Genomic DNA, 21,598 nt, shown 5'->3' with positions numbered 1-21,598 from the left:
ACTTATATTTATGACAAAATTTACTCGCATTCGTATGCACATTAAAAGAGGTTTTACTCGATTCAAGCGCCAAGCCACAATAGCCAATGTCATCATTTTTATTGGCCTTTTAACAACAATTATTTATCTTTTTTCTTTTTTATTCCCTTTCACTGATAATGCCTTTGTTGTCAATAATGTGCGCCCCGTCGCGGCTCTTGCAAATGGCTATATTACCGGCCTTTATGTAAACAATGGGGATACGGTGAAAAAAGGGCAAAAGCTCTTCACCGTCTTTCAAAAACCCTACATCTATGCCCTAGAACAACTCACTGCAGATTTAGCTGGCGCTGAGGCAAAACTTGCTGCTTTGAAAGCAACCTATGAGCGCAATCGCAAACTCAGTGATAACGAACAAAAAAATTACATTAAACTCAAATTGGATGACCAAAAATTTCAGAAAGGTTATTTATTAAAATCAGTCTCGCTGATTACCTTACAAAACTCCCAGCAAGAAACCAAAGCAGCCCAATACAGATGGGAGGCAGCTTTAAAACAATTAGAAATTGATCAGCATCAAATCAAAGCACAAGAAAATGAAATTAAATCTATCCATGCACGTCTAAAAAATGCTAAGGTCAATTTAGAGCAGACGGACGTTTATGCCCAAAATAATGGGATTATTCAAAACCTGTTTTTTAGCGTTGGGACACCAGTAAATATCAATCAACCTCTTTTTTCTTTAGTTGACATGGATGATATTTACATCCAAGCAAATTTTAATGAAACCGATTTAGGTAACGTGCGTAAAGGATCAAAAGTATTAATATTCCCGAGAATGTATCTGGGAAGAAAAATGTTTCATGGCGTCATTGATTCGGATTATTGGTCGGCCAATAGACAATTGGTAGATAACCGCACTCAGCTACAAAATGTCATTAATGAAAATCAATGGATCTTATTACCACAAAGACTTCCGGTGATTATTCGAATCACAGACCCAGATCCTGATTACCCACTACGTCTTGGAACAAGTGCTTATGTCTATATCAAAGTTTAAGCAATGGCTTGATGAGGTCGATCCGTATGCATTACAAAGGATCACTCTTTATAAGTGTCTTGTCATTGCGACTGTAGAAGTATATGTTTACTGGTTATTTCAACCGGTTAGTTTTCTGGCTTTTTTCTCCCCTTTTCTTTTGTTGTCCCTTTATGAAGCTCCCGTGCTTTCTACCTTTAAAGAAAAAGAATGGTTACTGATTTTTATCGCAATTGCAGTGATACTCATCAGTGTATCTTATTATCTTGTTTACCCATTTTATGGTACCTTTTTCTTTTTTTCAGTATTTGTATTCGGTGTAACCTATTTTTGTGTATTAAAATACTTTTACGCGTTAAAGAGCTTAACCATGCTGCTCATCGCAACTGGAGCAGTTGTTCTAAGCACCGAACCACCTGCTAATCTTGAAGTTGCGTACGGCTTTATTTCATCCACAGCATTATCAATTACCACTGTCTTAATCTGTTTGAGATTTTTACCCAATATGTATTTGATCATCTGGAACAGGGCACTACAAAAGTATATAGAATGTCTCGAAAAAGATATTGATTCATCCATGAGTCAAGATCATAAGAGCCCTATAGGAGAAGAAATTCTTCATTTTGGAATGGTTCGAAATTATCGACGAATGATTCCCAAGAAATATGTCATGCAAACTTATCGTGTCTCGGTAAACATACGCAATATTCAACATGCTTTAGACAATTTGTATTATGAGAAGAAAAATGAACTATTTTGGCATGATGTCAAAGTTAATCTCTATAGGCTTAGGCTCAATATGAAAACGTATGCTCCATGTGGAACTCCTACCCTGTCTATAGAGCCCGAAACCCAATTACAACATTATATTACGCACTGTTTACAACAAGCCTTTATCCGTTGGAATAAATTATGCTCTCTGCGGCGCAACTAAAAAAGAAGCTTGATTATGCACGCTTTACCCAATTGGCAATTATGTTTATGGTTGCTATGTGGATTTATTTATTTACAACGATTCCCCATAAATGGTGGGTATTGCTCACAGTAATTATGGTCAGCGCAGGAATTGAACCAGGGCTAATTATTAGAAGATCAATTCATCGTATTGGTGGTACTTTTGCTGCTTTATTGATTTTAATTCCTTTAATTTATCTAATGCAGTTTAATTATCGACTAGTCTCTGTCGTATTTATCATCGCGATTATTGGATTAGGGGTTACTGCACTCAATACAAAACGGTACGATATCAGTGTTTTTTTCATTACCCTGGTCGTTTTTTTGCTATTAGCCCAAACAACTGATGCCAACTCACCCGAAGGGCCATTTGAAATGGTCCTAAATCGCGCCATCTGTACATTGATTGGCGTTTTTATTGTGTTGGTAGGCGATTACTTTTTATTTCAAGCCTATCGTTACTCACAAAAGCTTTATTTATTTCATCAGATGATGGTCTACAATTTTTTTCACGATACCATGCAGCAAATAATCAAATGTCGCGCTGAAAAAGTTAACTCCTTTATCTTTGTTGAACAAATGCGAGGTCAAGTCATTAAACATTGTGCGCCTATTGCAATTAGTTCCGAAAACATGAAGCTTGAAGTAAAGATCAGTCCCGAAACCAAAAAACGGGTTGATGTTTTTCAAGAAACAATTTGGGACATCCGCAGGGTTATATTTGCATTATGCATTTCGGAATTTGTGTTACATTCGACAGCAACATCTGATAAACATTTACAACAATTTAAGCTATTGCTACAGAAAGCAAGAGACAATTTTATATATCCTGAGGAGGTTTTAAAATAGGAGGTTCAAATCAAGAGAACCGTCATCGTAAACTCCTTAGGATTGTATGTGTTAGGTAATTCGTTGACAAGAATAGCTCAATAACCGTAGGCTGGGCTGTTAAGCCCTGCATTTAACGACGTCAATATATTTCTTTCTTAATGAATACCTTGGATAAGTTACTTTGTGCTTATAGTGAGGGCTTCATGATAAACATTTTGGAGCGTAAAAACTAATTCAGTAAACGCTGGACTTATCAGCCCAGCCTACATCCATGCCTGAACAGTCCGCAAAAAAAAGCTTATGATATGCTTGGTTGAGCAGTTTGACTTGCATCAGCTAGATATTGTCTTTTCTCTTCAATAACACTATTTAAAGTCCTTAATTCCGAAACAGCACGTCGTTTCTTTTGCTCTAAATCGGTTGAGGTTTCGATTAACTGTTCAATTTTGTTCGATACTCTTGAAATTTCGGTTTCTATATTAAATAATTCGAAATCATACGTTTCCATTGGCGAAGCACTTAGAGCTTTTCTGGCAAGAAATCGGCCAGTTCGACTTGAGTCATCAAGTACACTCGCTAAAACTTTTTGATATTCTGCTTCACGAAGTTCTACTGCCTCTAAAGTTTGCTCATAAGCTTGTTTGCGTTGTGTAAGCGCAATCAAACGTGCATTTACGGATATCAAACCCACAGTGCACTGGCTAATTCGATCATCCAACCTGTAAAAATGCGGTTCATAAGAGCGATTAATTTCGATTAATTGAGTTAAGGTCAATTGGTTAAAATATTGTCGCAGTTCATAAGCAGTTTTATTTGGAAATTTCATAATTGATTCTTCAGCATGAAAAAAATCAAATAATATACTTTTTTTAATCAAATAAAAAGTTTCCGCCATTTTGGTTTATTGTTGTCCTTTTGTCGAAAACTGAAGCGTTTTAGGCATAATTTCAAGTAAACGCTAGTGATTCACTGGTTTGATAATAAAATCGATTGCTCTCCCATAAAGTATCCTGGGTGAAGGACCAAAACCCGGGTTTCACTTCATTTCACCCAGGTTAAAAGTGCATTATGAATGTTTAGTATACTTAAAGCTTAAGATATCTTCGACTGCGCTGTTTGGGTTTCCTCGAATGCGTATCGCTTCTTTTCGTCACGAACAGATTCTAAAATTCTGAATTCAGAAATAGCCCCCTTTTTCTTTTGATTTAAAGCGTCAAGAGTTGCGTTGAACTCTTGAATGTCCTCAGATGCAATCGAAATGTCAGCATCCAAGTGTGCTAACTCAAGCTTAAACAGCACCATCGGCGAATCTCCCATAGCTTGTCTGCCAAGAAATCGGTTAGTTCGGCTTGAATCAGCAAGCACACTCGCTAAAATTTTTTGATATTCTGCTTCACGAATTTCTACTGCCTCATAAGTTTGTTGCGCATCTTTTCTTTCTTGGATAAGCCGAGCCAAACGAGCCTTTTTGTCTGTTAAATTACTATTGCAGCATTCAATTCGCTCTTCCAACCGTTCAAAATGAGGCCCATAAGAAATGTTGATTACGGTTAATTGAGCCAAGCTCAATTGGCTAAAATATTGACGCAATTCAAAAGCAGTTTTATTTGGAAATTTCATTGATTTATTCTCTAGCGTGCAAAAAAAATCAGATAATATACTTTTTTTTGTCCAAATAAAAAAGATATTTTGCCATTTTGAGTATTTATAAATCTTTTCTCTGGCGACAAAAATTATTGAACCACTTAATGACTTTTAGAGGAGTTAAAAAACAACCAATCAGTTTATGGCATTTCGCCGTCTAAATAATTAGAATTATCTACACCAAGAGTGTAAATTAAATTAATTTTAATGAGTTCCGCTAAAGTCTTAGCCTCCATTTTCCGCATCACGCTTGCCCGATGAACTTCTACAGTAGATATAGATATATCAAGTTCATGAGCAATTTGCTTGTTCAATTTTCCTTCAATAACTAAATCCATCACTTGTCGCTCACGTTTGGTTAAACGCTCAAGACGCTCAAAAAAATCAGATTGAGGGTGAGGGACAGTATAATGGTACGTTTTTTTAAGACATTTTTGCGTAATTTCGAGTAAATGTTGATGATTCACTGGTTTAAGAATAAAATCGGCTGCCCCGGCCTTCATAGCACGCACGGCCATTGCAATGTCACCATACCCCGTGATCATAATCACTGAAAGTTGGGTTCTTGATGTACTAAGATGTTGCTCCAGTAACTCCAGACCACTCATAACCGGCATACGTACATCAATAATCAAACAGCCCTTTTGTTTAAAATCATAACTTTCAAGAAAGTCCTGAGCATCTTTATAGGTGTGCACAGTGACATTTACTGATTCAAATAACCAACGAAGTGCTTGGCAAACCTCAGGATCGTCATCCACGATAAAAACAGCTGCGTCGGAGAAATCCATGTCTATTTCCTTAGTGAGGGAGTACTAAGTTGAAAACAAGTAATTCATACAACTGGATATTGCTATCCCCATACAGGACCAAATTACAATTGGTTCGTTTTCTTGATAACTCCGGTTCCTTCATCACAAAAATCACTCTTAAATATAATTTTAGCAGTTTTTTTTATCTATTGTGACTCACTGGTTTTTTTGAGTTTTATTAAGGTTTACCTCAGTAGGTAATCTTAATCAGTCGTATTACGATAAGGTCTTGAATAATATCAAAACAATTTAATTTAGCATACAGAAAAAAATATCCAATTAGCCGGAGATTTATTCATGGAGAGAAGAATAGCAGTTGTGACAGGAGGCACTGGAGGAATAGGCACGGCAATCTGCAGACGTCTCGCAACCAATTATAAAGTAGTGGCATGTTACTTTAAAAATGGCAAGCATGATGAAGTATTACAATGGCAAACCATGCAAAAAAAGGCAGGTTATGATATTGAAATCCTCTTTGCAAATCTGGTCAATTTTTCTGATTGTGAAACAATCACAAATTCAATCATGGAGCGCTTCGGTCATATTGATATTTTGGTAAATAACGCCGGAGCTACCTGCGATGTCACTTTAAAGAAAATGGAGCCCCATCATTGGCAACAAGTCATTGACGCGAATTTAACAAGTACTTTTAATATTACACGTAACATCATTCCTTTTATGATTGACAAAAGCTTCGGACGCATCGTTAACATTTCATCCATTAATGGCCGGAAAGGACAATTGGGTCAATGCAATTATGCGGCTACAAAATCTGCTTTATTTGGATTTACCAAGAGTTTAGCGTTGGAAGTTGCAAATAAAGGGATCACCGTGAATACAATTTCTCCTGGTTATATTGAAACCTCGATGTTGACTGCTATGAAAAAAGAGGTCATTGATAAGATTACTAAGAGCATTCCTATAGGACGGCTTGGAAAACCCGAAGAGATTGCCAATGCGGTATCATTTTTAGTAAGCGAAGATGCAGGATTTATTACAGGTTCTAACCTGGATATCAATGGAGGCCAATATATGTAGTGTACTTCGTTACGCTTTTTTGCATTTCCTATCGATATTAGGGTCTGTGCCATACACCATGATAATACTTCACTTACAATTGATGGGGATATTCTATTTATTATCACTCCCAGAATTGGGTAAAACCTTGAGAAATCCTGTACTCAATTGCAATTTGCTATTTTAGAATTTTATGTGTATTACTGTAGTATCGTGATGCGCCATCCCAGTGCATTGTTATAAAATATGCGAGGCACGTATATGCTTTTTAATCCCCTTGATAATCGTTATCTTTATAATATCTATGATTTTAATATGCGTTTGCTGCAACCTTACTCAGATTATTTTGACAATATGTCAAAGCGCCTGCGCAGAGTTTCTGACAATATTAATTTGCCCGTTAACGTTCCTTATATGTCGGATGAAGGACAAAATGCACTGAAGGGCCTATTGGAAACAAGTTCAAGTCATTTTCGTCGGCTTTCAGGTTATTCTTATATATTTCATATAATTAGCAATGTGTACGACAAACCCCAATTTGATATTAATGAAGTAAAAATCCAAGATGAATATTACGATGTTCAAGAAGAACTAATAGACAAAAAAAGCTTTTGCAATCTTATTCGTTTTAAAAAAGTAAATGCCGAACATCTAAACTTACCCAAATTACTCGTCGTCGCACCCATGTCCGGACACTATGCAACTTTGTTGCGAGATACTGTAAAAAACTTACTTCCCTTATACGATGTGTATATTACTGACTGGAAAAATGCTCGTGATGTCCCCTTAATTGAGGGCTCATTTGATTTAGATGATTTCATTGAGTACATCATTTCTTATTTTAATTTACTCGCACCCAATTTAAATGTTATGGCGGTTTGTCAACCGACTGTGCCTGTTTTAGCAGCTATAGCGCTAATGTCTACTAATAATTCTCCCAATCTACCACGCTCAGCGATATTGCTAGGCGGACCAATAGATACAAATCAATCACCTACATCGGTAAACGAATTAGCAGCCTCAAGGGGAGATGATTGGTTTCAACAAAATGTCATCTCAATTGTTCCCTCTCGTTTTCCAGGTGCCATGAGGCTTGTATACCCTGGATTTATGCAACTTGCGGGTTTTATGAGTATGAATTTCCAGCGCCACGTGGAATCACTACAAAAAGCCGTTGATCGATACGCAGACAACCAAAAAGAAGCTGCCTTCAAAATAATCAAGTTTTACCTTGAATATTTTTCAACCATGGATCTGACGGCTGAGTTTTACATGCAAACAATAAATACGGTATTTCAAGAAAAACTCTTAACTACAGGTCGCTATAAATCTCGTGGTCATAATGTACGCTTACAAGATATAAAGAACACCTCTATTTTGGCAATTGAAGGGGAACATGATGACATTACTGGGGTAGGGCAAACAAAGTCCGTACTTAGTTTATGTAAAAACTTGCCTGATTCCATGAAAAAATACTTCCTTGCAGAAGGAGTCGGCCATTATGGATTGTTCAATGGCACGAAATTCCGCAACATTATTATTCCGGAAATTCATGGTTTTACCCAAGTACATGCTGATTCTTAATAGATACGATTAAATTATCTTTTAGAATAAAGCCTATTTGCCCACACCAACATTAAAAATAAGCTATATTAAAGTGAGACAATCAAAAGGAACTGATATGGCTACTACACATAATGTTGTTCATCATCCTGAAGCAAAACCATTGAAACATCGACGAGGATGGCTCTTTGGTTTTGGCGTGCTCCTATTAATCTTAGGGTTTATTGGTTTAGGAATGGAGATCGCATTAACCATAGTAAGCATGTATTTTTTTGCAGCGCTGCTCATGCTCTCCGGACTATCACACATTGCTGATTCATTTAGATATAAAAGATGGAGTACAACTATTTGGGAAATCGGCATTGCCATATTGTACCTCATTGGAGCGGGTATCATCTTATATGATCCTTTATTAGCCTCTACAATTATTACCGCCCTACTGGCTTGGACACTTATCATTATTGGTGTGACACGTATTACCATGTCTATGTCCTTACGAGATACCAAAGGCTGGGGCTGGATCTTTTTTGCTGGGTTGACCTCCTTAATACTTGGCATCCTTATTTTATTACATTGGCCAATGAGTGGATTATGGGTCATTGGAATGTTTATTGCGATTGATATGATAGTCAGTGGCTGGACCTATATTCTCATTGCAATTTCTCTACGTGCTGCTAAAAAATAACCCTGCTGATAGTGTGCGTTGGGTCAAAATGGCCCAACCTCCCCATTGTCACATCCAACAGACTTTTTGCCACGCATTTTGTGTTCAGGCTCAAAAACATATGCTAATCACGCCTATATTAAATATTAGTGCTTCATATTAGAATATTTAGAATCTTGTAATGTATCTACATAGGAACGACCTAATTCTAGCTTGCATTTTTCTAAAACTTTAAATGAATGAATGTTCAGTCCAGAGCTATTTATGTAAAAAAAATCTAGAATTATAGGAAATAGGAGAGAGATATGGACAAAACATCCCCCCACGGTTTTATTTTTTCGATCCGTACTCGATTGATTATTGGCTTTATGACGCTTTGTTTGCCTGTATTGATATTAGTTGCGCTATTGCTGCCCAAAATAAATTATATCATGGAGTTAAGCCAAACAATTAGTCGTGAAAGTTTACCTCAACTTCTTGATGTCCAAATTTATGAAACCCAAGATATTCTTGAACATTGGGCAATGACTGGAGAGCCCAAGGATAAAGAATATTTTGCACGTCTATGGAAAGACATTAATGAAGACCGAAATATATGGGATCAAAGAATGCACTCCAAGGAGTTGGATAATACAGAATTACAGAAAAAATGGGACAAACTTCAAGAAATGTATGGTCCTCTTTATGAAACTCAAGCAAAAATAATCAATGCTTATAGAGACCCTAATAATCAAAATAATACTGAAGACAGTAGAAATGCGACACACGACCTTATAAGTAAAATGATTGATCTTATTGATGGTCAGTACTCTGATAAGGCAGGAAGAAGAGTCGGAGGGCTTTTCAACAATATCTCAAACGAAATTGCGAAAAACTCATATAAAATAAATACAAACTTAGATTCTTTAAAACAAACGGCTTATTGGCTACTTAGCTTAGCCATTGCTTTAACTATTATTGTGCCTTATGTAACACAGAAATCGATATTAGATGCTGTAGATTATGCCATTAATATTGCAGAACGAATTGCACATGGTGAGCGTAATGTGCCAGTTTTACTACGCTCAACAGGTAGACTGGGAAAACTGTTTATATCACTTAGGGCCATGCAAGAGGCGATTGCAGCAAATGATGCAGCGCTGCGTAAAAAAGAAGAAGAATCTCGAGCGTTATATGAACAATTAGTCAACTCATCAAAAAAATTTAGCGAATACAGCAGCAAAGTTGCTGCAGGAGATCTCCGTGAACGTCTTGAACTGGATAAAGAAGAAATATTACGAGATCTAGGCCAAGATTTAAATTCAATGACAGATGGCTTGGCATCAATTACTCACAATATTACCACCGTCAGTAATAACATAGTCTCTATGGTTAAAACGGTTATTACTTCGGCTGATGAGCAGGCAGAAAGTATTACCTCACAAGCATCAGCTATTAATGAAATCAGTGCGTCACTGGAAGAAATAGATAAGAGCTCGAAGCAAACCATGGAAAAAGCACAAACGCTACGGGAGGTCGCTAAAAATACTTATGAGCAAGGGAAACTAGGTACACAATCCGTGGAACAAAGTATTCATGGTATTAAAGCTTCAGAAGAAAAAATGAAGCTCATTACCCAAACCATACTTGATTTAAATAATCGCACCCAGCAAATCGGTGATATCACTGCCGTGGTCAATACTTTGGCGCAACAATCAAAGATGCTGGCTTTGAATGCAGCAATTGAAGCATCAAAAGCGGGAGAGTCTGGAAAAGGTTTTGCAGCAGTAGCCAAAGAGGTAAGAAGTCTTGCCGAACAATCAGAACAATCGACCGTGCAAGTACAAAAAATTCTTGAAGACATTCGACGTGCTACTGAAAAAGCAGTTATTGTTACCGAAGAAGGTACGAAAACGTTGGATTCAGGTGCAAAATTGATTGAAAAAGCAGGTACAGTCATTCAAACACTGAGCAAAATGATTAATGATGCCTCGATTGCAAGCCAGCACATTGAGGTGGCCATTCGTCAAGAAGCCGTTGGCATTGAGCAAATTGTTGAGAGCATGAATGAAATTAATCGTACGACTTCCACTTTTTCCATCGGCATCAAAGAAATGATGACATTCATTCATCATTTAGATGAGATTGCCAAACAGCTTAAGAACGATGTGGATGTATATAAAGTTTAGAAGGTTGGATCAACATACCCCCAACCTTCTTGCGATGATTATCTATGCCAGGTACTACCATATCGCGTGGTACCACAATGGCCGTTAACACAACCTTTGTTAACACTCGTGTGGTGACAGGTTCCCCCTCGACAAACAGTATAGTTTCTATGGTAGCCCCAAGCTGCAAAAGAATTAGAAATGAAGCCACTCATAGCGATGACCAGTATAATTTTTTTAGCATTTTTTGATAACATATAACACTCCTTGTAATTATTTGATCAATTCGTATATTAAATTTACATTTATGCATGGTTAGTATAGTTTAATTTGCTATATTTTGTTAATTTTTGGTTAATGTTTTTACAATAAAGCGTCATGGCATTTGCTAAGATAACTTTTTCTGGCACGCAAAATGTATCAATCGTTATAAAAATATTCCATTTCCTTTATATTGAGCTAAAGTACATTTAAGGGGCTTATTGATGTAAAGGACTATATGAATCATATTCTTATTGTTTATGCACAACAAATTGAAGAGTACAAAAAGCATTTTATTAGTATGCTCGAGGATTTTTTAACACAGCGAAACTACGTGCTCACGGTATGCACATCATTAAAAGATGCCTATGATGTGAGCAGCTTAAACCCACGAATTGTTGCTATTCTTTATGATTGGGATAATTTTGGATTCGATGATTTACATCATTTTTCGAATCACAATAAATTGTTGCCCATTTTTGCAATGACCAATAAGCACGCCTCCATTGACATTAATCTAAGTGACTTTGATCTCACTCTGGATTTTTTGCAATATGATGCCAACTTAGCACATGATGATTTTAAACGCATGGTACTTGCCATAGACAAATACCAACAAGAGATTTTACCTCCTTTTACCAAAGCTCTGATGCGTTATGTGCATGAATTGAATTACGCATTTTGCACACCAGGTCATTTAGGCGGAACAGCCTTTCAGAAAAGCCCTACCAGTGCCGCATTTTATGACTTTTTCGGTAAAAATATTTTTCATGCGGATCTTTCAATTTCAATTGAAGAACTTGGAAGTTTGCTGGACCATTCTGGGCCTCAACGTGATGCAGAACAGTTTATAGCCAATATCTTTAAAAGTGATCGTTCCTTAATTGTAACTAATGGTACATCAACATCAAATAAAATAGTGGGCATGTATTCGGCAACTGCAGGCGATACCGTGGTGATTGATCGTAATTGTCATAAATCAATCGCTCATTTTTTGATGATGGTTGATGTAGTTCCTATTTATCTAAAACCTACACGAAATACTTATGGAATTCTCGGGGGGATCCCTAAATCGGAGTACTCAGAAAAAGCAATCCAAGATAAAATTCTTGAACATCCAGAGGCCACTGCTTGGCCTACTTATGCAGTTATCACTAACTCAACATATGATGGCATACTTTATAAAGTAGAACATTTGCAAAATGAGCTCAAGGTACAGCATTTGCATTTTGATAGTGCCTGGGTCCCCTATACCAATTTTCATCCCATTTACGCTGAAAAATTTGGACTCAGTCTAACGCCAAAAAAGGATCAAGTGATCTTTGAAACACAATCAACTCACAAATTATTAGCAGCCTTCAGTCAATCATCTATGATCCATGTTAAAGGTTCTTTTGATAAAGACATACTGAATGCCAATTACATGATGCATATGAGTACGTCTCCTTTTTATCCTCTTGTTGCCAGTTGTGAAGTCTCTGCTGCAATGATGGCCGGTAATCATGGGTATGACTTAATCAATGAGGCGATTGAGTTAGCATTAGATTTTCGCATGGAAGTAAAACGCTTAAAAAAACAAAGCTCTGATTGGTATTTTGACGTGTGGCAACCCACATTAGAAAAAAAATTATCCTGTTTCCCTTTAAAACCCAATGAAAAATGGCATGGTTTTCATCACGTCGATGAGGATCATTTATTTTTAGACCCGGTCAAAGTAACGGTACTTTTACCTGGGATCAAGAATGAAGAATTAGATGATTGGGGTATTCCTGCGGTAATAGTAGAAAAATTTCTTGCGTCGCATGGAGTCATTGTTGAAAAAACAGGCCCCTATTCGATGTTGTTTTTATTTAGTTTAGGAATTACTCGTGCAAAATCCATGTCTTTATTGGCTGCTTTAAATAAATTTAAACAGCTTTATGATGAAAATGTACCAGTTAAAATCATACTCCCTCAATTGTATCAAGAGCATCCCGAATTTTATGAAAAAATGTCCATTCAAACTCTGGCTAAAACCATCCATGGTTTAATGCTCAAACATAATTTACCCCAAGTGATGTATCACGCTTTTGATACACTGCCTCAAGTCATTATGACACCTCATCAGGCATACCAAAAACTTATTAGGCAAGAAACGCAACTTATCCCCCTATCGCAATTAAAAGATCATATTTCTGCTGCAATGATTCTGCCCTACCCACCAGGTATTCCCTTGGTTATGCCGGGAGAACAAATTACTGATGAGAGTCAATCAATTCTTGATTTTTTACTCATGCTAGATGATATAGGAGAAGCATTACCGGGTTTTGCAACTGAAATTCACGGCGTTGTCGCGGGGGAAGATGGAACCAGCTATGTACAGATAATCAAGAAAGCCTAAGGCTATTAACAAATTTTTTTTGAGCCATTTATCAAGTTCAACGCCCATATGATATACCCAAGCAAACAGGACATAGAACAAAATGTATTATCCTTGTTAAGAATAAAAAAGATACGATTTTTATAGCATTTGTTTTACTATTGTTATTGAAAACCAATTCTCCGTACACGATTTAGAATAATGGGGCTTCTAGATATTTTGTATAATACGGGCTCAATGAATGAAATTCATGCATAAAAAATTATATATCTTACTTGTACTGCTTATTGGGACTTACCTGATTCTTTTGCAGTCTCATGCTGCCTGGCCTTTTGTTATTGATGATGTTTATATTCCATTACGTTATGCAAAACATTGGGTAAGTGGCAATGGATTATTGTGGAATATTGGAGAAGCACCAGTAGAAGGATATTCCAGTTTTAGTTTTCTTCTTCTTTCTTCTGCAGCCATCGCTTTAAATTTAGATCCTCTCTTTTTATTAAAAGTGGCAGGTTTTTTAGGATTAGTATTTACAGCTTGGGCAGTATATTGTTTGTCCAGATTATTTTGCTCAGTCTGGTTTGCATTTATTCCTTGCTTTTGGCTGTTAGTGTACCGGGATCAAATTTTCTGGGCTGTGAGCGGCATGGAGACAGCGGTTTATCAAGCATTTATTTGCTTTGCCTTGTTTTTTTTATTGCGCGGAATAGGTTATAACTTATTCCCTGTAAAACGCACAGCGTCAAAGCCCTTGTTCTTGATGTTTGCTGGCGTACTTTTTGCATTTACTGCATTCACACGTCCTGAAGCCCCAGCACTCGCTCTTTTACTTTATGCATTAGCACTTTGGGATCACCCATCTTTTTCGCAAGCATACTACAGGCCTCTTTTTGCAAGCGGGCTAGTATTCGCTGCCGTTTTTTTGCCCTATTTTCTATGGCGGTGGCATTATTTTGGTCGGATATTCCCCAACCCTATTTATTGTAAAGGGTTTAGCAATGAATTTAACTTTGTACTAGATTGGTCCTATTTACGTTTTGCCTGGCCATTTTTACTGCTTGCGGCAGTGGCAAGTTATAAGTCAAAAGATAAGCGGCATTATTTTTTTTGGTTGCCAACACTTCTTTACTTGCTGCTCTTATGGAAAGCAGAGCTTGTTTCAGCATTCTTCAATCGTTTATTTCTAGCTACTTTTGCATTAATTCTCCCTCTTTCTTTGCAGGGGTTAATGAGTTTTCTTGACCGCTTGATACCCGAAAGGAAGGAAGTTTATGTGTTTGCTTTATATATTATTTCAGGAAATATCGCATTTTTTTTCATTCCAGTCATGAGCCTAAAAGCGTATCGTACGTATACTCTTAATCCTCAACAAGGAATCGTATTAAGAGAACAAGTTGCAGATTGGCTGGACCGTTCTGTACCTGCAGGCTCATGGGTATCATTAGGTGATGTTGGTCTCATTAGTTACCGAAGTAATTTGAATTTTTTAGATTCGTATTGTCTAAACAATAAGGCAATGAGCGCACAGCAAGATATGTATCACTGGCAATGTGGCGAAGTGATAAAAATAAAGCCTGAAGTAATTATTCTTCAGTCCGCATATGACAAAAGTGGGCCGCCATATTATACTTATGCACCAACAGATGCTTGCATACGGAAAGAACTGAAAACCCATCCTGAGTACCACTATAAAACCAGCTTTGAATTTTGCGAGTCTCATGTAGGTTGCACACGTTATAAAATATATTCAAAAGATTGGCGCGCGCATTGAGAGAGCTGAATCATTATTAAACTCACCAACAAAATCCTTTAGAATTTCTATTATTTCAGAATGAATGGCGTCTTTGACTTGTGGATCGATATTCTTAATATACTGCTCAGGGTGATGTAAAAGAGAGTTTAAAATAATAATCTCTGCTGAAGGTAAAGAATTATCGCACTGTTCTCCTTCAAGAATAAGGCTAATCGCCGGCACTATATGAGTAGCATTGTTTTGTTTTCTTAAACGATTGAGTATCGCTTGAGCATGAACCTTAATTGTGTTGATTTGTATAAAAAATTTATGATTTTTAGCTTCACGCATAATGTATCTTTCGTTGATTATAATTCTTGCAACAACTAACAAAAAGTTGCAATATCGTATAACAATATAAAATTTTCTTCCATTTTCATGCAAAGCAAATTTGCTTTTTTCCCTTCTCATCAACATTTTTCAATCGATAGTTTTGATAACGCCTTTCGAAGGCTGGTATTGTCTGCCTTTATGAGACGTTTTAATAGCGTAGCAGATGCTCGTCTGTATTTAGCAATATGCGGAATAGACATAGAGCTCACAATTAAAATCTTCTTATCCATGGAAAAAACTGGAATACTCGATACACCCATATCTGAAGCTATATTCGCGCCCGTGGGATGCGGTGATATTGCAAACGCATTGTGTCGATTGATAACCGGCGATGAAATGATAACAGTAAAAAATGAGGCACAATCAATTATCGAGCTAAGTAAAGCACTCCAAGAAAATTTGCCACAAATAATTCGCATTGATATACCAGGACACTCCTACGTCATGCTGGCTTATGAAAAAACATCTGAAGGAATTTGGGGATACATTTATCAATCCAATGTAGCTTATGGCATGGAAGATAATACTTTTTCTCTGGCGGCTTGGCTCATGGATGCAAAATCATGTAAAACAAATCTTTCGGAACATCTACAAAAATTAGCCCAACTGATGGAGCCCACTGTTTCTAATTCAGTGAAAGAAATCATCTATCTTGAGTTATATTGTGCCAGACCTATCATCGATGTAAAAACTCCCGCAAACACACAACAAATTATCTCATACATGAATGAGAATCTTAGTCTTAAATATAAAATCAGAGCAGTGCGTGCAAAAGATATGTTGCTTGTTGCAGAACGCATACAGAGAATAATAAGCCAACATCCCGAAGAACAGCAACAATCGCTGGATAGTTACATTTCTAAAATAAGAACTGAACTGGAAGAGTCCAATGAGTCAGAATTTTATCCTGCAGCAGAGCACATGTAAGGCTCAAATATCTCATTGTCGTAAACGCCTGAGGATTGTATGTGATAGTTCATTGACAAAGCTATTTCTTACTTATGACCAATTATGTTACAATGTGCACAACAATAGATAGGAAGTAGCACGTGCCCTCTTCAGTATCTCCAAAGAATTATCAATGGATAGCCAGTCTCTATTTTTTTCAAAGTATTCCCTATGTGGTCGTCACTTTGATCGCAACCATCATGTATCAACAATTTGGGATGGCCAATACACATGCCGCGTTTTTAACCAGTTTATTTATGCTGCCTTGGACAATTAAGCCTCTGTTCACTCCTTTTTTAGAGGATCGTGCTACGAAGAAAAAACTAATCCTTTATGGTCAAGCCACGATCAGCTTACTTTTTATGATCATGGCATTTTGTGTCGATACTCCCTATTTTCTTATCATCAGTACCTTGGGTTTTGTAAGCCTTGCCTTTATTTCGTCGCTCCATGATATTGTTTCTGATGGTATTTATTTACTTAATTTAAATAATAAAGAACAGAAAAGATATGTCGCTTGGCGCAGCTTTTTTTATCAAATGGGAAGATTGTTCATTAAAGGAGGGTTATTGGCCTTGATGAGCAGCCTTGCTTTGCATTATGAATTGAATGTGTGGCGAATGTTTTTTCTCAGTTTATTTGTTATAGGATTTGTACTCACCTGTTATCATATAACTAAAATCCCAGAAAACAACGCACCAACAGAATCGATTAATTCGAACTATCACCGAGTTTTTAAAACACTATTCTTTAATAAAAAAATCTATCCCATATTACTCTTCATTTTTTTATACAATTTTTCCGAAGCACAGATGCAAAAAATTATCCCTTTATTTTTGTTGGATCGCGAAGGATTGGCGCTCAATTTATATCAGGTTGGACAGCTCTATGGGATTTTTGGCAGTACATTTTTGATGTTGGGTATTTTTATCTCAGGCTGGCTTATTACGCACTATAAACTGGAACATTGCGTCAAAAACGTAACGGTCCTCTTGCTTTTTGGTCATCTTCTTTATCTTTTATTCCCTCTTTTTGATACAAACCATCCCCTGCTGTATCTTGTTATTTTATTGAATCAATTCACAGTAGGTTTAGCCAATGGGACTTATATGGGATATCTTTTGGGAGTAGCCAACAAAAGTGATTATCCCATGTCAATGTATACTGTTTGTACCTCTATTATGGCCTTAAGTTATGTATTTTTTGGTGCGTTTAGTGGCTGGATAGAACAACAACTTGGTTATTCTGTTTTTTTTCTTTATATTTTTGCCGCAAATATCATGCTGGTCATGATAACTTTCAGAGTGATGAATCAGTATGATTGACTTACTCACAACCTTAGAAAATGAATTGGTACAAGCACGCTCACTTGCTGAGTGTGATCTCACCTTGAGTGATTATTTAAGTAAAAGAGGGATTACAACATTTTCATTTACTTATTATGCATATCATCCAAACTCAGCCAATCATTTAAAATATGACATGTGTTCTGCCAATTTCAAATCATGGCATCAACATTACCTGGAAGAACAATACCAAAATATCGATAGCACGCTGAGTTTTGTTTATAACAATCATTTGCCGATTTATTGGAATTTAAAACAACAGTTAGCACAAGCCACCAGTGAATCAGAACGTGCCATGCGTAAAGACTCCATTGCCTTTGGTTCAGAAGCAGGTTTATCAATCCCTATTCATGGACCACATAATAATTTTGCAATTTTGTTATTGGTGCAAATGCAAAATCAGCAATGTAATTTACAAGACACCTCTGCGCAGTATGAATTTTTTGTTGCAGCACATCTCTATTACCATTACATCCAAACCCATCTTTTAGAGCAAGTCAGCGAAAAAGAGGCTTTTCATTTGACCCAGCGTGAAATTCAATGTTTGCTATTGATTGCAGAGCAACATTCTGTCAAAGAGATATCCCAACGGCTTGAAATCAGTGAGCGAACAGTTAATTTTCACATCCAAAAAATCAATAAAAAATTAGGTACCAAAAATAAATATCAATCTTTAGCTAAGGCATTAGAGTATCAATTATTAATCTTATGAGCCCCTGTCATAAATGACAGTAGTTACCTGCCAATCAATAGAATTAAAATTCAACTTCTTGTTCATTGGAGATTCATAATGACCTTTTTAAAGAAAATTATTCGCTTAACCATGCTGACTACAGCTCTGATTCCTGTAGTAGCCAATGCAACATTAACTTTATATACGACCAATTGGTCTATGTATGGTCAAAATCCTTATGAATATGATGGTGCTTATAAAATAGGTCGACCTTACGGACAATTAGCGTATGTTTATAATCCGGAAATGGTCGCTCAATTCAATAAAGCAGATGTCATAGCCTGGAGTTTTTTACAAGTATGGAATAGTAAAGATCCCAATCAAGCTCAGTATCAAATTCCCTCTAGTTGGGATGGTTTAATGCATTTTGCAGATCTTTGGGGTGAGTTGCCTTTAGAAGGCTCCTGGATCTCACCTTTACCTCCAGAAACCAAAGACTTCCTTGATTTTTGTACTGCAAATCAAGGCGCGTGTACTTCGGTGCAAATCAATGGCAACACAGGACAAAAAGAATTATTTACTTACACCGACCAAAAAGGTGTAGGACAACTCAACAGTTTTGGCGCCTTTATTCATTCCAACAAATATACTGCAAAGCGCATTATTGCGGTTGGTGGGGCAAATACAACAGAAAATAAAGGAATCAGCACCGCTACTTTTGCAGCCATTTTCGCCAATCAAGATAAATTTTTAAAGCAATTTAAATCCTGGATGAACCATTTCAAAAATTTAAAGGGAGTTGATTATGATTTTGAACCGCCTATTGATCTACAAACTGGCGGGCAATTACCTCCTGATGCAAACACTCTGACAGACTACAAACATCTTTTTGATTTAGTCAAAGCCAGTCGACAAACCTTAGGAAAAGATGCCTATATCTCGGTAACCATCACGGTGAATAAAGATTACCTAGAAAAAATTAATGACTCGGTAGATGGCGGTTGGTTTAAACAAATCGCAAATTATGCCGATAGCGTTAATTTAATGACTTATGATTTACATGGCCCTTGGTCGCAAAGCAGTGATCCCTATACAGCCGCTCATGCCTATTTAAAGCAACCAGACACCAATCACAAAGATGAATTTGCCATTAACTATGCAACGGACTCCATTACAGAACAGGTTCTTGCATATGGAATGCCTAAAGAAAAATTACAAGTTGGCTTAGCAGCCTATGGTCGAGGATTTTCTGGTGTCGAGCCTGGTGAAAACCTTGCTCTTCCTGGTTTTGAACAACCGTGGACTGCTGCAAGCCATTTTACTTCTGAATATTCGATACAAGATGGTCTACTACCTTATAAAGCTGTAGATAAATTGATAAATCAACTCAATTATAAGGTCTACCACATCCAAGCCTTTGATGAGAGCAATAATCCATTTATTACTGGATCTTATCTTTACAATGCCTCAGCAAAACAATTTGTTGGCTACCAATCTCCAGAAGTGATTAAGGAGGTCTGCCAATTTATCAAGAGCAAGCAACTCAAAGGTGCTATTATGTGGAGTGCTGATACCGACTTACCTGTTTCTAATCCCAACAGTTTGGTTGCTACTTATAAAAATTTATGCAACTAATTGTGTAGCCTGGGTGTCGCGCAGCGAAACCCGGGTTTCAATGACCAATGTTCCTGGGTTTCGCTGCGCGACACCCAGGCTACAAAACACATGGAAAAACAATTTTAACTCCGGTTGTGCATTTATTGAGCCCGCTTAACTATAATATATATAGGGACAATAAAATTGGAGGTATTGGATATGAACTCGTTCAGCCCCAAAGATCTTTATGAAGCACGAATTAAAATTGAGAATAAAGTGATCTCTACAACCACTGGAAAAAATATCGACACTTTAAAAATACATTTAAGTGAACGATGTGATTTAGAACCTTCTGGAACCGAAGGAGAAATCATTGAGCTTGCTACAGGTAAAATTATATACCGATGTAATAAACAAACTATAATCGACAAATAATACTATATACTTCTCGCAAGTATATCTCCTCGATGTATCCCTGTTCATTTTGCAACTTAAACTTAATATCCAAAATGCATTTCGTCCTTTGCTTCAACTATACTTACATTATTCCTCATTTCTTTAATTTATTTGAGTTAGTGGAACATGGCGAAATCCTTAAAATGCGAAGCTAGGAGTTAATCAATTAGGAAGGAACCAGCATGAAAATATATCTCGTCCAGCATGGAGAAAGTTTAGGAAAAGAAATTGATCCCCAGCAATCACTGACTCAAAAGGGAACAACTGAGATTGAGCATTTAAGCCATTTTCTTAGTCATAAAAAAATAGGAATTGCTCGTCTACTCCACAGCGGCAAACGCAGAGCGGAACAAACTGCATCCATACTGGCAACCAATTTAGCCTTTTCCGAGCAGATAGAATTTCATCAAGGTCTGGAGCCTTTAGATGATGTTAATCCGATTGTAACGGAAATCAATCAGCAACAACACAACATGATGTTGGTGGGGCACATGCCTTTTATAGGCAAATTGATTGGTAAACTTGTCATGCTTGATGAAGACACCCCCCTTGTTGCCTTTGTCCCGGGAACTATCGTCTGTCTTGAACGCACGAATGAAGGAAAATGGCTTATCAATTGGATTAAACGTCCTGATATATAGAATGGAAATGTATTGTTGCAAGCAGGCAAAACTAGGTATTATTGATAAATAATTTAATTGGCAAGGAAGTCTCATCTATGTACAAAAAAATTTTGGTAGCAGTGGATGATACTAAAGCATCCTCTTTAGCGTTAAAAGAAGCGATTAAACTTGCAAAGAGTCAAAACTCCACGCTCCATGTGATTCATATAATTGATACCCTCTATGAAGGTGATGTCGATCGCGACACATTTGTTGAATTAGCTAGAGAACAAGGCCAGGGTATTTTAAATGCAATGAAGAAAATACTTAGTCGTTCGAAAGTAGAATTTGAAATGAAACTTTCTGAGTTAATCCCTTCTAAACCCCAAATTGCGGAAAAACTTATTGATGAAGCAACAGCCATGTCTGCTAACTTAATTGTTATAGGTACCCATGGTCGGCGCGGAATTCATCATCTCCTTACAGGAAGTGTAGCCGAAGAAGTCATTCGCATCTCCAAAACCCCGGTATTGCTAGTTAGAGGCTAGCAATTACATCAGAGCACGCTATGTATGTGTGCCG

General features: G+C 37.0%; 21 protein-coding genes. 16 read left to right on the top strand and 5 right to left on the bottom strand.

Annotated elements, in window-relative coordinates; genetic code table 11:
* The first annotated feature begins 10 nt into the window (after positions 1 to 10).
* The 3 genes from BGO44_RS09605 to BGO44_RS09595 are packed head-to-tail and all read left to right on the top strand — an operon-like array spanning position 11 to position 2,821.
* On the top strand, positions 11 to 1,039 hold the full coding sequence (locus BGO44_RS09605; protein WP_058511065.1) for an HlyD family secretion protein: 1,029 nt from the start codon (positions 11 to 13) through the stop codon (positions 1,037 to 1,039).
* Entirely contained in the window at positions 1,020 to 1,952 is a 933-nt protein-coding gene (locus BGO44_RS09600) for a hypothetical protein (RefSeq protein WP_058511066.1), read from the top strand. The genes BGO44_RS09605 and BGO44_RS09600 overlap by 20 nt, the downstream gene beginning before the upstream one ends.
* Entirely contained in the window at positions 1,931 to 2,821 is an 891-nt protein-coding gene (locus BGO44_RS09595; RefSeq protein WP_058511067.1) for an FUSC family protein, read from the top strand. Before BGO44_RS09600 ends, BGO44_RS09595 begins: the two co-directional genes overlap by 22 nt.
* A gap of 280 nt (positions 2,822 to 3,101) precedes the next feature.
* Here the strand turns inward: BGO44_RS09595 and BGO44_RS09590 are convergent, their stop codons facing one another.
* The 3 genes from BGO44_RS09590 to BGO44_RS09580 form a co-directional block, all read right to left on the bottom strand.
* Positions 3,102 to 3,698, bottom strand: coding sequence for a hypothetical protein (locus BGO44_RS09590; protein ID WP_058511068.1), 597 nt, complete (start codon positions 3,696 to 3,698; stop codon positions 3,102 to 3,104).
* 197 nt (positions 3,699 to 3,895) lie between these two features.
* Positions 3,896 to 4,423 (bottom strand): hypothetical protein, encoded by a 528-nt coding sequence (locus BGO44_RS09585; RefSeq protein WP_058511069.1) that lies wholly within the window; start codon positions 4,421 to 4,423, stop codon positions 3,896 to 3,898.
* Positions 4,424 to 4,587: 164 nt separating this feature from the next.
* Positions 4,588 to 5,238 carry a response regulator transcription factor gene (locus tag BGO44_RS09580; protein ID WP_058511070.1) on the bottom strand — a complete coding sequence of 217 codons (651 nt, stop codon included), beginning with the start codon at positions 5,236 to 5,238 and terminating at the stop codon, positions 4,588 to 4,590.
* Between the two features lie 318 nt (positions 5,239 to 5,556).
* Between BGO44_RS09580 and phbB the strand changes: the two genes are divergently transcribed.
* The 4 genes from phbB to BGO44_RS09560 all read left to right on the top strand — a co-directional run bounded on the left by phbB (position 5,557) and on the right by BGO44_RS09560 (position 10,671).
* A complete protein-coding gene (phbB, locus tag BGO44_RS09575) occupies positions 5,557 to 6,297 on the top strand; it encodes an acetoacetyl-CoA reductase (RefSeq protein WP_273197148.1) in 741 nt (246 codons plus the stop codon).
* Positions 6,298 to 6,537: 240 nt separating this feature from the next.
* Positions 6,538 to 7,860 carry a polyhydroxyalkanoate depolymerase gene (gene phaZ, locus BGO44_RS09570; RefSeq protein ID WP_058511072.1) on the top strand — a complete coding sequence of 441 codons (1,323 nt, stop codon included), beginning with the start codon at positions 6,538 to 6,540 and terminating at the stop codon, positions 7,858 to 7,860.
* Positions 7,861 to 7,957: 97 nt separating this feature from the next.
* Positions 7,958 to 8,524: an HdeD family acid-resistance protein gene (locus BGO44_RS09565; RefSeq protein WP_058511073.1), complete on the top strand. Its 567-nt coding sequence runs from the start codon at positions 7,958 to 7,960 to the stop codon at positions 8,522 to 8,524.
* A gap of 284 nt (positions 8,525 to 8,808) precedes the next feature.
* Positions 8,809 to 10,671 (top strand): methyl-accepting chemotaxis protein, encoded by a 1,863-nt coding sequence (locus BGO44_RS09560; protein WP_058511074.1) that lies wholly within the window; start codon positions 8,809 to 8,811, stop codon positions 10,669 to 10,671.
* 38 nt (positions 10,672 to 10,709) lie between these two features.
* Here BGO44_RS09560 and BGO44_RS09555 read toward each other — a convergent pair whose 3' ends face one another.
* Positions 10,710 to 10,907: a hypothetical protein gene (locus BGO44_RS09555; RefSeq protein WP_083503948.1), complete on the bottom strand. Its 198-nt coding sequence runs from the start codon at positions 10,905 to 10,907 to the stop codon at positions 10,710 to 10,712.
* A 242-nt stretch (positions 10,908 to 11,149) separates the two neighbouring features.
* Here BGO44_RS09555 and ldcC point away from each other — a divergent pair, with 242 nt between their 5' ends.
* Positions 11,150 to 13,291, top strand: coding sequence for a lysine decarboxylase LdcC (gene ldcC, locus BGO44_RS09550; RefSeq protein WP_058511076.1), 2,142 nt, complete (start codon positions 11,150 to 11,152; stop codon positions 13,289 to 13,291).
* A 229-nt stretch (positions 13,292 to 13,520) separates the two neighbouring features.
* Positions 13,521 to 15,041 carry a DUF8728 domain-containing protein gene (locus tag BGO44_RS09545; protein WP_273197152.1) on the top strand — a complete coding sequence of 507 codons (1,521 nt, stop codon included), beginning with the start codon at positions 13,521 to 13,523 and terminating at the stop codon, positions 15,039 to 15,041.
* Here BGO44_RS09545 and BGO44_RS09540 read toward each other — a convergent pair.
* A complete protein-coding gene (locus BGO44_RS09540) occupies positions 15,018 to 15,353 on the bottom strand; it encodes a hypothetical protein (RefSeq protein ID WP_058511722.1) in 336 nt (111 codons plus the stop codon). The two genes, BGO44_RS09545 and BGO44_RS09540, sit on opposite strands and share 24 nt — an antisense overlap.
* Positions 15,354 to 15,533: 180 nt before the next feature.
* Here BGO44_RS09540 and BGO44_RS09535 point away from each other — a divergent pair, with 180 nt between their 5' ends.
* The 7 genes from BGO44_RS09535 to BGO44_RS09505 all read left to right on the top strand — a co-directional run bounded on the left by BGO44_RS09535 (position 15,534) and on the right by BGO44_RS09505 (position 21,564).
* A complete protein-coding gene (locus tag BGO44_RS09535) occupies positions 15,534 to 16,322 on the top strand; it encodes a hypothetical protein (RefSeq protein WP_237760473.1) in 789 nt (262 codons plus the stop codon).
* Positions 16,323 to 16,444: 122 nt separating this feature from the next.
* Positions 16,445 to 17,668: an MFS transporter gene (locus BGO44_RS09530; RefSeq protein WP_058511079.1), complete on the top strand. Its 1,224-nt coding sequence runs from the start codon at positions 16,445 to 16,447 to the stop codon at positions 17,666 to 17,668.
* Positions 17,661 to 18,401: a helix-turn-helix transcriptional regulator gene (locus BGO44_RS09525; RefSeq protein WP_058511080.1), complete on the top strand. Its 741-nt coding sequence runs from the start codon at positions 17,661 to 17,663 to the stop codon at positions 18,399 to 18,401. The genes BGO44_RS09530 and BGO44_RS09525 overlap by 8 nt, the downstream gene beginning before the upstream one ends.
* Positions 18,402 to 18,479: 78 nt before the next feature.
* Positions 18,480 to 19,997, top strand: coding sequence for a glycosyl hydrolase family 18 protein (locus BGO44_RS09520; protein WP_058511081.1), 1,518 nt, complete (start codon positions 18,480 to 18,482; stop codon positions 19,995 to 19,997).
* A 180-nt stretch (positions 19,998 to 20,177) separates the two neighbouring features.
* On the top strand, positions 20,178 to 20,393 hold the full coding sequence (locus BGO44_RS09515) for a hypothetical protein (protein WP_058511082.1): 216 nt from the start codon (positions 20,178 to 20,180) through the stop codon (positions 20,391 to 20,393).
* A 203-nt stretch (positions 20,394 to 20,596) separates the two neighbouring features.
* Positions 20,597 to 21,055, top strand: coding sequence for a phosphohistidine phosphatase SixA (gene sixA / locus BGO44_RS09510; RefSeq protein WP_058511083.1), 459 nt, complete (start codon positions 20,597 to 20,599; stop codon positions 21,053 to 21,055).
* 77 nt (positions 21,056 to 21,132) lie between these two features.
* Entirely contained in the window at positions 21,133 to 21,564 is a 432-nt protein-coding gene (locus tag BGO44_RS09505; RefSeq protein WP_058511084.1) for a universal stress protein, read from the top strand.
* The last annotated feature ends 34 nt before the right edge of the window (positions 21,565 to 21,598 follow it).

This window comes from Legionella sp. 39-23, from assembly GCF_001897665.1.
GTDB lineage: Bacteria > Pseudomonadota > Gammaproteobacteria > Legionellales > Legionellaceae > Legionella > Legionella steelei.
Note: the sequence above shows the minus strand (reverse complement) of the source record. Positions and strands in the feature narration are given on the sequence as shown.

Excerpts from the sequence above, each read along its gene's own strand:
- BGO44_RS09525 (WP_058511080.1), top strand. The coding sequence starts at position 17,661 with ATGATTGACTTACTCACAACCTTAGAAAATGAATTGGTACAAGCACGC.
- BGO44_RS09540 (WP_058511722.1), bottom strand. The coding sequence starts at position 15,353 with ATGCGTGAAGCTAAAAATCATAAATTTTTTATACAAATCAACACAATT.
- ldcC (WP_058511076.1), top strand. The coding sequence starts at position 11,150 with ATGAATCATATTCTTATTGTTTATGCACAACAAATTGAAGAGTACAAA.
- BGO44_RS09585 (WP_058511069.1), bottom strand. The coding sequence starts at position 4,423 with ATGAAATTTCCAAATAAAACTGCTTTTGAATTGCGTCAATATTTTAGC.
- BGO44_RS09600 (WP_058511066.1), top strand. The coding sequence starts at position 1,020 with ATGTCTATATCAAAGTTTAAGCAATGGCTTGATGAGGTCGATCCGTAT.
- BGO44_RS09515 (WP_058511082.1), top strand. The coding sequence starts at position 20,178 with ATGAACTCGTTCAGCCCCAAAGATCTTTATGAAGCACGAATTAAAATT.
- BGO44_RS09545 (WP_273197152.1), top strand. The coding sequence starts at position 13,521 with ATGCATAAAAAATTATATATCTTACTTGTACTGCTTATTGGGACTTAC.
- BGO44_RS09565 (WP_058511073.1), top strand. The coding sequence starts at position 7,958 with ATGGCTACTACACATAATGTTGTTCATCATCCTGAAGCAAAACCATTG.
- BGO44_RS09595 (WP_058511067.1), top strand. The coding sequence starts at position 1,931 with ATGCTCTCTGCGGCGCAACTAAAAAAGAAGCTTGATTATGCACGCTTT.
- sixA (WP_058511083.1), top strand. The coding sequence starts at position 20,597 with ATGAAAATATATCTCGTCCAGCATGGAGAAAGTTTAGGAAAAGAAATT.
- BGO44_RS09560 (WP_058511074.1), top strand. The coding sequence starts at position 8,809 with ATGGACAAAACATCCCCCCACGGTTTTATTTTTTCGATCCGTACTCGA.
- BGO44_RS09555 (WP_083503948.1), bottom strand. The coding sequence starts at position 10,907 with ATGTTATCAAAAAATGCTAAAAAAATTATACTGGTCATCGCTATGAGT.
- BGO44_RS09535 (WP_237760473.1), top strand. The coding sequence starts at position 15,534 with ATGAGACGTTTTAATAGCGTAGCAGATGCTCGTCTGTATTTAGCAATA.
- BGO44_RS09605 (WP_058511065.1), top strand. The coding sequence starts at position 11 with ATGACAAAATTTACTCGCATTCGTATGCACATTAAAAGAGGTTTTACT.
- BGO44_RS09520 (WP_058511081.1), top strand. The coding sequence starts at position 18,480 with ATGACCTTTTTAAAGAAAATTATTCGCTTAACCATGCTGACTACAGCT.
- BGO44_RS09580 (WP_058511070.1), bottom strand. The coding sequence starts at position 5,238 with ATGGATTTCTCCGACGCAGCTGTTTTTATCGTGGATGACGATCCTGAG.
- phbB (WP_273197148.1), top strand. The coding sequence starts at position 5,557 with ATGGAGAGAAGAATAGCAGTTGTGACAGGAGGCACTGGAGGAATAGGC.
- phaZ (WP_058511072.1), top strand. The coding sequence starts at position 6,538 with ATGCTTTTTAATCCCCTTGATAATCGTTATCTTTATAATATCTATGAT.
- BGO44_RS09590 (WP_058511068.1), bottom strand. The coding sequence starts at position 3,698 with ATGGCGGAAACTTTTTATTTGATTAAAAAAAGTATATTATTTGATTTT.
- BGO44_RS09505 (WP_058511084.1), top strand. The coding sequence starts at position 21,133 with ATGTACAAAAAAATTTTGGTAGCAGTGGATGATACTAAAGCATCCTCT.